The following is a 13,614-nucleotide window of genomic DNA, read 5'->3' on the forward strand; positions in this document are numbered from 1 at the left end:
GTGTGAATAATTTATGATGTTTCCCGTTGACCCCGCCCTGAATCATCTTGCCATCGCCAGAGAAATCTTATTGACGCCGTTTGGTCTGGATGAGAACCGGTTGTTGAAAGTATTTGGCTCCATGCTGACCCATCGTGTCGATTATGCAGACTTGTATTTTCAGTTTACCCGCAGCGAAGGCTGGAGCCTGGAGGAAGGCATCGTCAAGACCGGCAGTTTTTCCATTGATCAGGGCGTGGGGGTGCGTGCTGTATCGAAGGACAAAACCGCATTTGCCTACTCAGACGAAATCTCTGAAAAAGCGTTGAATGATGCCGCCATGGCTACCAGAACGATTGCTGCGCAGGGCGCAGGCAGAATCAAGGTGGCATCCTCCATGCGCGATGTTCAGGGACATCAGCTCTATTTGCCGGATGATCCTTTGAACTCACTCGACGCCAATCAGAAAGTCCGCTTGCTGGAACGCATAGAAAAAATCGCCCGGGCCAAAGATCCCCGTATCGTGCAGGTGATGGCTGGACTGGCAGGAGAATATGATGTGGTGCTGGTCGCGCGCAGCGACGGTGTGATTGCGGCTGATATCCGCCCTCTGGTGCGGGTCTCGCTGACAGTCATTGCTGAACAGAATGGCCGGCGCGAAATGGGTTCCAGCGGTGGCGGCGGCCGTTACGATTATGCTTATTTCACCGATGCATTGCTGGAGCAGTATGCGGAAGAAGCCGTGAAGTCGGCGCTGGTCAATCTCGAAGCTCGTCCTGCGCCGGCAGGCCCGATGACTGTGGTGCTGGGGCCGGGCTGGCCGGGTGTTTTACTGCACGAAGCGGTCGGGCACGGACTGGAAGGTGACTTTAACCGCAAAGGTTCGAGCACGTTTTCCGGTCGTATCGGTGAACGTGTGGCCGCCAGAGGCGTGACGGTGGTGGATGACGGCACCATGAAGCAGCGCCGTGGCTCGCTGAATATGGATGATGAGGGCAATCCGACCCAGTGCAATACCCTGATTGAAGACGGCATCCTGAAAGGTTATATGCAGGATACGATGAATGCCCGCCTGATGAAGATGGCGGTAACCGGTAATGCCCGGCGCGAATCGTTCGCGCATTTGCCGTTGCCCCGCATGACCAATACTTACATGCTGGCCGGTGACAAAGATCCGGAAGAAATTCTCGCTTCGGTCAAGAACGGTTTGTATGCAGTGAATTTTGGTGGTGGGCAGGTTGATATCACGAACGGGAAATTCGTTTTTTCTGCCAGTGAAGCATACATGATTGAAAACGGAAAAGTGACGTATCCGGTCAAAGGTGCGACACTGATCGGCAACGGCCCGGAGGTGCTCAATCATGTGTCCATGATCGGTAACGATTTACAACTCGATGCCGGTATCGGTGTCTGCGGCAAGGAAGGACAGAGCCTGCCAGTGGGCGTCGGACAACCAAGTTTGCGGATTGATAGCCTGACAGTGGGCGGTACTGCCTGATCTGATGAAAAAATTTATTCTGGAAAATTACCCATGTTTGTAATCGCGGTCGTTTCCGCCAAAGGCGGTGTGGGTAAAACCACCTTATCTGCCAATCTCGGGGTGGGAATTGCCCAGCGCGGCTATCCCGTGCTGATTGTGGATCTCGATCCGCAAAATGCGATGCAATGGCATCTGGGTGGGCTGGATCAGAATGATTGTAAAGGAATCAGCGCCTTGACCGGTTCGCGGACAAGGCTGGCGGGTGTCATGCATTCCAGCCCTTATCAGGTGAATTTTGTGCCTTTTGGTCATGGCGGCGAAGCGCAGCGGTTACGGTTTGAAAATGCCCTGGAAAGACAGGACGACTGGTTATATAACAAATTACTGAGCGCAAACTTACCGGACAATACGGTGGTGCTGCTGGATACGCCACCTGGGCCGTCTGTCTATCTGAAGCAGGCGATCCGTGCTGCTGATTACCTGTTGGTTGTGTTGCTGGCCGATGCCGCATCGTATTCCACCGTGCCGGAAATGGAAGAGCTGATTGCTGCCTACGGCAGCCGCCCGTCCGGGCAAGTCGGGTCGGCCTATATCATTAACCAGACCGCAGAGCGTCAGCTGGCGCAGGATGTGCTGACATTGATTGCTGATCGCCTCGGGGCGCGGATGGTGCCTTATGTGGTCCAGGAAAATCCGGAAGTGGAAGAAGCGCTGGCCCATGAACGGCCGTTACTTTCGTATCGCCCGGAAAATCCCGCTGCGCAGACTATCCGCTCTATCGCCGACTGGATTGCGCACCGCCTTCCGCCGTCACGCTGAGGCGGTTCAAGGTCTGCTTAGCTGCTATGTGTTGTTGGGGTGACCTGTTTGAATGAATCCACAACCCATTAAAATAAAGACCCAGAAGTTTTGTAGCAAAATTGTATCTGCCGGATTTCTCGGGCGCTCGGTCTGTCGCTGCATGCAGTGACACATAAGTCAGCCTCAGTCATTGATGGTCTGTTTCTTGCATTCTTCTCCGTTCATGCCGGATACGGGGATTTTCCATGATAAAACCCGCATTTCAGGTGAATAGTAAAAAGAGGTGAGATTGTTAAAATTTCCTTGTGGAAATATTAATGCTTGTTTCGCTAATTAACTTCACTGTTCCGGTTCTGTGCACTACGGGGTGATCGCTTGCGATCCCTGATTTTGCGTATAGATTGTTGACATTTGTCTATGATTGAGTGCTGGACTGCAAATAAGCCCAAGTGGTAAAGTTGTAACGAATCAAGCCGTTTATGTAACAAATACCCGCTGACAAAATATCAGTACAGTTACTTAGGGAAGTCTTCAGCATGTTCAAAAATAACGCGCAATACTATGAAGCGCAGCAATGCCCGCCGCAATGGAAGGCATTTTTGGCTGCTTTTTCAGCAGAATTTGCTTCGAAAGGCGAGACCCGGGATTTACGGGCACTGATGCATCAGCTCGGGCGGATCATGGCAAAGCAATGGCAGACACTGGATGGCAGCAGCCTGCAAGCGCTGGAAGACGGTATCAACGCTATCTTGTTTCAGATGAACTGGGGATGGATAGAAATGATGGAAGAGCGCGAAAGCCTGATCGTGGCACATCATGCCTCTCCGTTAAAAGTTGCTTTTGGGGCAGAGGCATTGCCCTGGTCCCCCGCATTGCTGGAAGGAATCTATGCGCAGATTTTTGAGCAACTCGGCATGGACCAGTCGCTGCGCCTGTCTCAGCGCGGTGAACCGGCGGAAGACGGTCAGCTGTTTGTATATGAACTCAAAAAACAGCAGGATGAATCCCACTATTTTGCGCGTCGCTGAAACGGTTGAGAAAAATCATGGATGATGATGTAAAAAATCTTTTTCAGAAATTCGGACATACCGGGCCAGGCTACCAGGAAATTAACCGTGAAACCGAAAGTGAGCAGGCCAGACAACGCTGGCCTTTGCTGCGCGATGTGCGGGTGTATGCAACGCCAGATCACTTCTCTCACGCAGATACCAGCCTGAACGGCGCTTCTGAATCACATCCCGCGCACCCTGCTGTTGCGATGGTGAGCAACGCACCTGTTCCCGTTGCAAACACCCGGGAATTACCCGTGTTTCTGAAGCGGCAGACAACTGAAGATCAAATTCTTCGTGCTGACCAACCACAAGTTGCAGTCGCTGCCACAGGCACACAACGTCGTGGCGAAGTCAGTCAAAATCAGTCTTTTATAGCTCAGGCACTCAGCAAGACAGCAGAAATCACGCATACCAATAGCGCCGGTAAAAGTACATCGACAGAACCGGCCTATTCGAAAGAACATTCCGTCAGCGAGGTGTTTCAACGTCTGGCCAACAAGCCGGAGCCTGTGCGGGATGAGCCTTCACCGGTCAATTCATTCTTCAAAAAAATCTTTAAATCATGAGGATTGTTGCTGTTATTTCTCCGAAAGGCGGGGTAGGAAAAACAACAGTGACGGCAAATTTAGCGGCATCACTGGTACGCTTTGGCGGCAAGGTGATGGTGCTGGATCTGGACCCGCAGAATGCTTTGCGCTTGCATTTCGGGATGTCTTATGAAGACCCTGCCGGGATGTCTGATCATGATCTTGCCGGCACCGGGTGGCGCGGGGCGGTTTGCCACAGTCAGTATGGAGTTGATTTTTTGCCTTATGGAAATATCGACGAAGAACAGCGCAGTATCCTGGAAGAGCGTATCAAGAATGATCTGCTCTGGCTCAGCAGCCGTCTGCAGGAACTGGCGTTGCCGGAAGAGCAGATCGTGCTGATTGATACTCCGCCAGGACCGAGTATTTATTTACAGCAGGTGTTGAGCGTGGCGCATGTCGGCCTGGTCGTGTTGCGGCCTGATGCGGCGTCTTATTCCACCGTGCCGGCGATTGAATCCCTGGTGCAGTTTTACACGAAAAAGCGTACCGATTTCCTGGGATGCTGTTACGTCTTGAATCAAATGGATGCCTCTAAGCAATTATGCCGGGATGTGTACGGTATGTTGCGTGCGACGTTTAAAGAGCGGTTTGTCGCATCTGCCATACACCGGGATGAAGCTGTCAGCGAAGCGCTGGCTTGCCAGGCTCCCGTGTCTTATTATGCTCAACACAGCTCGGCAACGCATGACATACAGCAACTTGCAACGTGGCTGCAGAAAAATTTCGGATTGATTGATTAATGCGTTCCATACTTAATTCCAGATACTTATATGGCCGGCTCAACGAGGTTGGTCGCCAGCTGGTGAAATGGTCTGGATGGAATTTGCCATTGTCACGCATCATTGCGCTGGTCGTTGCCGCTTTTTTTTACTGGTTTGCCATCAGTATCCCGCTGGATTTGCCGTTGCAGGCTTTTTTTTCCACGGCCGTATTTTTAACTGCCTTGTATTTGCGGCGATATACCGGAACACTGATTTCACTGATCATGGTGATGTTTTCCGTCAGTGCCACCAGCCGCTATATTTACTGGCGCATTAATTACACCATCGATACCGAGAATCTGCTGGACCTGTTTTTCGCACTGGTGCTGATTGGTGCGGAGATTTACGCATGGCTGGTGTTGCTGCTGGGGTATCTGCAGACAGCCTGGCCGCTCAAACGCAAGCCGGTGATTCTCCCTGCCGACACGTCCACCTGGCCGGTGGTGGATCTGTTTATACCCAGCTACAACGAAGACCTGAGCGTCGTCGCGCCGACCGTGATGGCAGCCCTGGGCATTGACTGGCCCAAAGATAAGCTCAATGTGATTATTCTGGACGATGGACGCCGCCCTGAATTTGCCGAGTTTGCTGCAAAAGTGGGTGTTCAGTGTTTTACCCGGCCGGATAATAATCATGCCAAGGCCGGGAATATTAACGCTGCGCTCAAGAGAACATCGGGGGAATTCGTCGCTATTTTTGATTGCGATCACATGCCGACCCGCTCATTCCTGCAATACACCATGGGCTGGTTTCTGGTAGATCCCAAACTGGCCATGGTCCAGACGCCGCACCATTTTTTATCGCCAGATCCGTTTGAGCGAAACCTGCAGACTTTCCGTAATGTTCCGAATGAGGGTGAACTGTTTTATGGCTTGATTCAGGATGGCAATGATTTATGGAATGCGACTTTCTTTTGCGGATCCTGTGCTATTTTGCGCAGACATTGCCTGGAAGAGATTGGCGGCATCGCTGTTGAAACCGTGACTGAGGACGCGCATACCGCGCTGAAAATGCAGCGCCGCGGCTATAACACGGCTTATCTGGCGTTGCCACAGGCTGCCGGGCTGGCAACGGAAAGCTTGTCCGCCCATGTGGGGCAGCGTATCCGCTGGGCACGGGGAATGGCGCAGATTTTCAGGGTGGATAATCCCTTGCTCGGAAAAGGGCTCACTTTTGGCCAGAGACTGTGTTACAGCAATGCGATGCTGCATTTCTTTTATGGCTTGCCGCGCATGGTTTTTTTGCTGGCGCCCATTTCCTATCTGTTCTTTGAAGTGCATATCATCAAGGCATCGGCGCTGACGATTGCGGCTTATTCCTTGCCGCATCTGCTGCATGCCAATCTGACCAACTCCCGTATCCAGGGCGCACACCGGCACTCTTTCTGGGCTGAAGTGTATGAGGCAACGCTGGCCTGGTATATTTTCCGCCCGACACTGGTGGCGCTGATTAATCCCAAGCTCGGTAAATTCAACGTGACGGCCAAGGGTGGTCTGGTTGAGCAGGAACACTTTGACTGGGTGATTTCAAAACCTTATCTGGTCATGCTGGGACTGAATATACTGGGTTTCCTGATCGGCATCGGCCGGGCGCTCTGGTGGAACACCTATGAAATGGACACCGTGATTCTGAATTTGCTGTGGACGGTGTACAACCTCGTTATTTTAGGGGCCACGCTGGCCGTGGCAACGGAATCCAAGCAAGTCCGCCGTTCACACCGGGTCCGTGCAACTCTGAGCGCCATTTTGCGTTTGCCGAATGGCCATTCGATTGTCTGTGAAACGGAAGATTTTTCCATGGGCGGCATGTCATTGAGAGTGCCGGAAGGCGTTACCGCGGCAAAGGGTGACGATGTGATGATCTCTTTGTATGGGACGAATGGCGAATGCCCGTTTCCGGCAAAGGTGGTGTTTTCCAAGGAACGCCTGCTGAGCATGCAGTTCGGTGAGCTGAATATGGAACAGCAGATGAGCCTGATCAATTGCACGATCGGACGTGCCGATGTCTGGCTGAAGTGGTCGGAGGATCGCAGTATCGATCATCCGTTGAATGGGTTGAAGGAAATTGCACACCACAGCATGCGGGGGTTTGCACGATTTGGATCAGGAATAATGCAGTACTTGAAGAAAAACGCCGGGCATATGAATACAACTAACAAAGCTGATACCGTGAAAAAAATAATCGCCAAATTACCTTGGAAGCGTGCCGCGAAATCAACGCTTGGACTGGCAATGATTGCCGCGCTGAGTCTGGCCGGGCATGACAGTGTGCAGGCGAAATCGAAGCGGACTAAAGCCGAAGCTGCGACGGAGGAAGTGATCAGTCCGTCGCAGTCAGATGCAGCGGCGAACAGCAATCCGTCCGGACAAAAAACCTATAACGTCAGCCTGAAGCAGATGGGGCAGATCGGCAGCGTCGAGTTGCGCGGTGTCGAGGGGGAGCGGTCTTTTCCTTTTACCGTTCGCAGCGATGAAATCATTACTGCCGCCAAACTTCATTACGGTATCGCTTACTCGCCATCGCTGATTCCTGAGCTGTCCCATATCAAGGTGCTGGTGAACAACGAGCTGGCAAGCGTCGTGTCTTTGCCCAAAGAAAATACGAAAGGCATTGTCAGGGACGATACGATTGATCCACGTTTTTTTGCTGATTTCAACCAGCTCAGTTTCCGGTTTATCGGCCATTACACCCGCGATTGTGAAGACCCGTTCCATTCCAGCCTGTGGTCCCGGATCAGCGATACGACTTATCTTGAACTGACCGTGAATCAGATTGATCTGGCTAACGATCTGTCATTATTGCCAGCGCCTTTCTTTGATCGCCGTGATTCCAGACTGCTGGAGCTGCCATTCGTCCTGCCGCAATCTCCGTCGCTGGATGTGTTGCGCAATGCCGGTGTTGTCGCTTCCTGGTTTGGTCATCTGGCGTCTTATCGCGGCGCCCGTTTCCCTGTGGCGGACCAATTGCCCAAAACGCATGCGATTGTTTTTGCCACCAGCAAGGAAGCGCCTGCCGGCATTTCGCTGCCAGTTATTAATGGTCCTACCCTGACGGTGATTAACAATCCTCAAAATCCAAAAACTAAATTATTGCTGGTACTGGGGCGCGATCAGGCAGAATTGAAAATCGCCGTTACCGCGCTGACGCTCGGACAAACCGTGTTTGCCGGACCAAGTGCCCTGATTCGCGATTTCAAGGAACCAGCTGCCCGCAAATCGTATGACGCACCGAACTGGATACCGACATCCCGCCCTGTAAAACTGGGCGAGCTGGTCAGTATGGATAGCCTGCAGGTCAAGGGTCTGACTCCCGACCTGATCCGCATCAATATGCGTATGGCGCCGGATTTATTTACCTGGCAGCACGACAGCGTTCCGCTGGATTTACGTTACCGTTACACGCCGCGCCCGACGCTTGACAAGTCCACGCTGAATATCTCCGTCAACGACGGTTTTGTGCGTGCACTGTCTTTGTCGGGGATGGATGCTGAGAAAAATAAAATCAAGGAATCCGTTCTGCAGTTTTTCAAGGACAAACATCGTTTTGCCCAGGAAGAAATTCAGATTCCGGCCTTCAGGATCGGTGCCGAGAACCAGTTGCAATTCCACTTCTTTTACGATTATCCGAAGCAGGGTGCCTGTAAGGATGTGTATCTGGATAATGTGCGTTCCGCCATTGATCCTGACTCCACGATCGATTTTTCGCAGATTCCGCATTACGCGACCTATCCGAACCTGGCATATACCGCAAATTCCGGTTTTCCCTTCACCAAATACGCTGATCTTTCTGAAACCGCGATTGTGATGCCGGACCGTGCCAATAATCAGGAAATCAGTACTTATCTGAACCTGATGGGACGTATGGGCGAGTCAACAGGTTATCCGGCATTGAATCTGAATGTGATCCGTGGCGGTGATACCGGAAAATTCAGCGATAAAGATCTGATCGTGATCGCCAGTGCCGGTAATCAGCCACTGTTGCAGACATGGGAAAAATACATGCCCTTTGTCATGAACGAAAAAGGAAACCGTCTGCAGCTGCCAACCGGCTTCCTGCGTTTTCTTGCGCGCTGGGAAGGTAAAGACCTCGATAATATGGAGCGGCGTTCCGGCGAGATGCTGGCGGCAACCGGTAATGCATTTGGTGTGATGATGCAATTTGAATCCCCCTTGTCGTCGAGCCGCAATGTGGTGGTGCTGACTGCCGGCACGCCGTCTGCGTTGCTGGATATTACCGATGGTCTGATCAAGCCGGATATCCGCAGTAAATATCAGGGCGATCTGGTGCTGGTGAAGGGAGATAAGGTATTGAATGCACTGATTGGCGACACCTATTATTCCGGCAGCCTGCCATTGTGGACTGCGATCAAATGGAATCTGTCGAGCCGTCCGGTGATTCTGATTATATTTCTGATGCTGGCGTCGCTGATCGCTGCAACCTTGTTATTCCGCTTCCTGAAGCGGAAAGCAGCCCAGCGCCTGCAAATCGGCGAAGGGCATGAATAAATACCAGTAGCCGTGCAGCTGTTCAGATAACGCCGGCTGCTGCGCAGCAGCTGGCACACGTCAAAACAATATTGTTTTTGCGGAATATGGACTGCTCATGTAAAACAGATATCGTTACAGAGTTCAACAGGGGATATAGCAATGGAGTTAAAGAAAAAAGCGGTTGTGCTGGCGCTTTTTGCGATGTTTGCGGAGAGCGGCGCCGCTTTTGCCAATTCCCCTCTGGAGCAGAAACTGATCGACCAGGCGCATTTCTGGGAGCAGCGCGGCCGCAGTGATAACGCTGCCGATGCCTGGAGCAAAGTCCTGAAAGTGGCGCCAGCGAATATTGATGCACTGATTGCGTTGGGAATCTACGAAGCGCGCAGCGGAAATACCGAAATGGCGAAAGTCCATCTGGCGAAGCTGCGCGAATTGCGTGCCAGCGGAGCGCAGACGAGGCCGGTCGAGGAAGCAATACGGCGCGGCCCCGGCGGCGCTGCCTCACCGCTGGATGACGCCCGGCGGCTGGCGCAGCAGGGCGATCCGGAGGCTGCCGCGCAGACTTACCGGCTGGCGGTCGATCCTGCTAATCTCAGGAGCGATGCTGCGTTTGAATATTATCAGGTTCTGGTCGGTACCAAGACCGGCTACGCAGAAGGTAAGCGCGGCCTGGAAAAACTCACTAAAGAGAATCCGGATAATCCACGTTATGCACTGGCTTATGCGCTGGCGCTGACCTATCGCGAAGCAAGCCGGACAGAGGGTATCGCTGCACTGGAGCGTCTGAGTTCGCGTCAGGAAGTCGCGAAACAAGCCAATGACGGCTGGCGTCAGGCATTGAGCTGGATGGGCGCGCAGCCCGCCAACATCCGGTATTTTCAGCGTTATCTGGAAAAACATCCGGATGACAAAACTATCCAGGATAAATTAACCAGTCTGAACCGTCCTGTGAATCAGGACGTGAAGGAAGAAAGAAAGACAGTTGCCAAGCCAAGACCGGAAAATCCTTTGATCAAGGGGCAGACGGCAGGTTTCAAAGCACTGGACGGTAATGATGTTCCGGCAGCAGAAAAGGAATTTCAGGCGCTGATCAAATCCCATCCTAAAGATCCGGTCGGCTATGGCGGCATGGGGCTGGTCAAAATGCGGCAGGAGGAATTTGTCGAAGCCCGCAAGCTGTTGCAAAAGGCAATGGATCTTTCTCCCGCAAAAGGCAAAGCCAACTGGAAGCAGGCTTTCGAGGGCGCGCATTACTGGGCTCTGATTGAAGAAGCCAGAACGGCATTTGAAGACGCAGACAGCCCGAAAGGCATTGGTTTGCTGCGCCAGGCCATCGCGTTGAACGACAAGGAGCCGTCCGGTATTTTACAGCTGGCAGAAGCGCTGCAGGCCGATAATGACATGGCGGGCGCAGAGGAAAATTATAAAAAGGTTTTTAATGCAGATAAGACCAATTTGCGTGCGATTGACGGCCTGATCGGTATCTACGTGCTGCAAAAGCGCTTGCCGGACATGGAGGCGCTGGAGCCGTATATGCTGCCACGCCATCTGGCGATTCTGGCGAATATGAAAGCCGAAGCGCTGGCTACCAAAGCGAAAACCCAGGAAGCCGCGGGCGATATCGCCGGAGCGCAGCGTAGCCTGGAAGATGCGATTTTCATCAAGCCGGAAGATGCCTGGCTCAGAATGGCGCTGGCCAGACTGTATCTGAAGCAGAACATGGCAGGGCAGGCGCAGGCTTTGCTTGATGCGCTGACGAATGTGGAAAAACCGGATTCGGAAGCCTTGTACGTCAGTGCCTTGCTAAGCCAGATGCAGCAACTTTGGTGGGAGGGGCTGGCAACACTGGAACGAGTACCGGCCAACGCGCGCAAACCGGAGATGTATGCGCTGCAAAAGCAGTTATGGATACGGGTGCAGCTGGACCGGATTGATATTCTGAACCGGCGAGGACAGAGCGATCAGGTCAGATCGATTCTGGACAGCATTGAAGCAGCGGCTGGCAGCGATCCTGAATTTGTCGGCACCGTCGCCGCGCTGTACATCAAACTGGGTGATACCGAGCGCGGTTTCAACATGATCCGGCAGGCTGTGCAGAACACCAGGCAGCCGTCTGCCAGTCTGTTGCTGCAATACGCCAGCATCCTGATGCAAATGAATCAGGAAGCCGAGCTGGAAGCAGTCATGCGCCGGGTTGCCGCCATGCCAAAGCTGGAAGAAGACGAAATCAAATCCTTCAAGCAGTTGCAGAAAGCGCTGGCGATGCGCTATTGCGAGCGTTTCCGCGAGGCGGGTGACTATGCCCGTGCCTATACCTACATTCAGCCAATGCTGATCGAAACGCCGGAAGATAACCTGCTGTTGCTGGCGCTGGCCCGCATTTACGCATCGGCCGGTGATACCGATGCCGCCCGCGAACTGTATAACAAAGTGCTGGAAACGGACCCGGATAATCCGGAGGTCTTGCAGGGACTGACTTTCGCAGCGATGCAGATCAAGGATTTTGCCGGTGCGCAGACTTACCTCGACAAACTGATGCGTCTCCAGCCGGATAATCCGCGCTTCATTGCGCTCGCAGGAAATGTGGCGCGGGCTCAGGGACATAACAGTACCGCACTGGGGTATTTCAAAAAAGCGCTGGCGCTGGAACAGGCGCAGCGGCCGCTGGCAGGCGCGGGTGCCAGCGGCCTGCGCCTCGTAACACCGGCTCCGGTCAATGCAGTCAATGATTTCAGCGTGAATCCGTTTGCTGCCCGCAAGGCAGATCCTGCCAGTCGCAGCATTCCTGCCCCGGCCCTCAAAGAAGTGCCGCAGCTGGGGCCGCAGCATGTGCTGCCGGTATTACCCGGCAGCATCAGCAAGCCGGCAGTCAGCCCGGCGCCTTCCGGTGCGTCGGCCAATACTGTCGTGACTGCTGTCCCGGCACCGTCATCCGCAGCACCGGTAGTGCCATCATTACCGGCGAGCATCACCAATAGCGTCAATCCTCCCCCGGCACAGGCTCCGGCCAGTCGCCCTGTACTGACGACTTCCGGTGGCGGGGCTGCTTACAGCGCCGGCACGGTGGCGCCGGTACTGAGTGCGGTGGCAGCAGCTCCTGCTGCAAAGGGGAGCGTGACGCTGGCGACAGATACCCGCAGTCTGGCAGCAACGACAGCCATTGGTAAAAAGACAGCAGGCAATGTCGTCGCAAATCCGGTCATCAGTCCGGAAGAGGCGGCGCTGATGAAAGAAATTGATGATCTGAATGCGCTGAACCGCTCCGAAGTCACCATTGGCGCCACCGCCAGAGCGCGCAGCGGGCAAAGCGGTTTATCGCAGCTAAAAGATATCGAAACCCCGATTGAAGCGCATATCACGACTCTCGGCATGGGCCAGTTCGGGCTCAAAGTGATTCCGGTGATGATTGATGCCGGCACCCTGCAGTTGAATGACACCAGCGTGGCAGGACAATTCGGACGTAATACCATCCTTAACGAACGCGCCAAATACGCAAAAACCACGCTCCCGCAAGTCGCCCGTGAACGCGGCCTGTCCGATGTGGCTGCGCTGGATCAGGTTGCCAAAGGTGTGGCCTTGAACCTGAGCTACGAACTGGCAGGTTTCAAACTCGACGCTGGTTCCAGCCCCATGAATTTCCCGATTCAGAACGTGGTCGGCGGGCTGCGCTGGAGTACCCAGACAGACGGCATCAGTTTCAGCGCCGAACTGGCGCGCCGTTCGGTGACCGACAGTTATCTGTCGTATGCCGGCGCTAAAGATACGCTGTATGGACTCAGCTGGGGCGGCGTCACCAAAAACGGATTGCGCCTGGACGCCTCTTATGATGGCGACGAGGGCGGCATCTATGGTGGATTCGGCGTGTACGGGCTGACCGGTAAAAACGTCGTCCGCAATACCTCGGTTGATGCCGGTGCCGGTGTTTACTGGCGTGCTTACCGCACCAAAGACATGATTGTCACGACCGGACTGGGACTCAATTCCATGTTCTTCAAAAAGAACCTGCGTTATTTCACCTACGGTCATGGCGGCTATTTCAGCCCGCAATCTTATGCCGCAGTGAACCTGCCGCTGGAAGTGGCCGGACGTTACGGCAAGCTGTCTTATCAGGTTGGCGCATCGGTCGGCGTGCAGCATTTCCGCGAAGATGCGACGCCGTATTATCCGCTGCAGAGCAGCGATCAGGCAGAACTGGAATTGTTTGCCGCTGCGAATCCGTCCATCAATATCCCGACCAGTTACCCGGGGCAAAGCCATACCGGCTTGCAATACAAGATTGGCGGCGTGCTGGAATATCTGCTGACGCCGAATTTTTCGATCGGCGGCAAATTTTCTGCGGATAATTCAGGTGACTTTACCGATGCTTCCGGCATGGTTTACCTGCGTTACACGTTTGAGCCGAGACGCGGGCAGGTATCATTCCCGCCTGTCACGCCAAAACCTTATTATTCGGGAAATTAAGTC

Annotated in this window: 7 protein-coding genes; all 7 read left to right on the top strand. The window is 53.6% G+C overall.

The features are described 5' to 3' along the window. Positions 1–16: 16 nt before the first annotated feature. The 7 genes from tldD (at position 17) to H8K27_RS04770 (ending at position 13,611) form a co-directional block, all read left to right on the top strand. The gene (gene tldD / locus H8K27_RS04740) at positions 17–1,477 is read left to right on the top strand and encodes a metalloprotease TldD (protein ID WP_186862666.1); all 1,461 of its coding nucleotides are present in this window, start codon (positions 17–19) and stop codon (positions 1,475–1,477) included. A gap of 33 nt (positions 1,478–1,510) precedes the next feature. Beyond that, positions 1,511–2,278, top strand: coding sequence for a cellulose biosynthesis protein BcsQ (gene bcsQ / locus H8K27_RS04745; RefSeq protein WP_186862072.1), 768 nt, complete (start codon positions 1,511–1,513; stop codon positions 2,276–2,278). Positions 2,279–2,796: 518 nt separating this feature from the next. Next, a complete protein-coding gene (bcsD, locus tag H8K27_RS04750) occupies positions 2,797–3,288 on the top strand; it encodes a cellulose biosynthesis protein BcsD (RefSeq protein WP_186862073.1) in 492 nt (163 codons plus the stop codon). Positions 3,289–3,305: 17 nt separating this feature from the next. Beyond that, complete coding sequence (gene bcsP, locus H8K27_RS04755) at positions 3,306–3,878, top strand: cellulose biosynthesis protein BcsP (protein WP_186862074.1); 573 nt, start codon at positions 3,306–3,308, stop codon at positions 3,876–3,878. Then, positions 3,875–4,642, top strand: a complete 768-nt coding sequence (gene bcsQ, locus H8K27_RS04760) for a cellulose biosynthesis protein BcsQ (RefSeq protein ID WP_186862075.1) — start codon at positions 3,875–3,877, stop codon at positions 4,640–4,642. Before bcsP ends, bcsQ (H8K27_RS04760) begins: the two co-directional genes overlap by 4 nt. Then, entirely contained in the window at positions 4,642–9,168 is a 4,527-nt protein-coding gene (gene bcsA / locus H8K27_RS16700) for a UDP-forming cellulose synthase catalytic subunit (protein ID WP_186862076.1), read from the top strand. Before bcsQ (H8K27_RS04760) ends, bcsA begins: the two co-directional genes overlap by 1 nt. 141 nt (positions 9,169–9,309) lie before the next feature. After that, positions 9,310–13,611 carry a cellulose biosynthesis protein BcsC gene (locus H8K27_RS04770; RefSeq protein ID WP_186862077.1) on the top strand — a complete coding sequence of 1,434 codons (4,302 nt, stop codon included), beginning with the start codon at positions 9,310–9,312 and terminating at the stop codon, positions 13,609–13,611. Positions 13,612–13,614: the final 3 nt, after the last annotated feature.

The sequence above is a fragment of the Cognatundibacterium griseum genome (assembly GCF_014284195.1).
In the GTDB taxonomy this organism is placed as follows: domain Bacteria; phylum Pseudomonadota; class Gammaproteobacteria; order Burkholderiales; family Burkholderiaceae_D; genus Undibacterium; species Undibacterium griseum.

Excerpts from the sequence above, each read along its gene's own strand:
- bcsP (WP_186862074.1), top strand. The coding sequence starts at position 3,306 with ATGGATGATGATGTAAAAAATCTTTTTCAGAAATTCGGACATACCGGG.
- tldD (WP_186862666.1), top strand. The coding sequence starts at position 17 with ATGTTTCCCGTTGACCCCGCCCTGAATCATCTTGCCATCGCCAGAGAA.
- bcsD (WP_186862073.1), top strand. The coding sequence starts at position 2,797 with ATGTTCAAAAATAACGCGCAATACTATGAAGCGCAGCAATGCCCGCCG.
- H8K27_RS04770 (WP_186862077.1), top strand. The coding sequence starts at position 9,310 with ATGGAGTTAAAGAAAAAAGCGGTTGTGCTGGCGCTTTTTGCGATGTTT.
- bcsA (WP_186862076.1), top strand. The coding sequence starts at position 4,642 with ATGCGTTCCATACTTAATTCCAGATACTTATATGGCCGGCTCAACGAG.
- bcsQ (WP_186862075.1), top strand. The coding sequence starts at position 3,875 with ATGAGGATTGTTGCTGTTATTTCTCCGAAAGGCGGGGTAGGAAAAACA.
- bcsQ (WP_186862072.1), top strand. The coding sequence starts at position 1,511 with ATGTTTGTAATCGCGGTCGTTTCCGCCAAAGGCGGTGTGGGTAAAACC.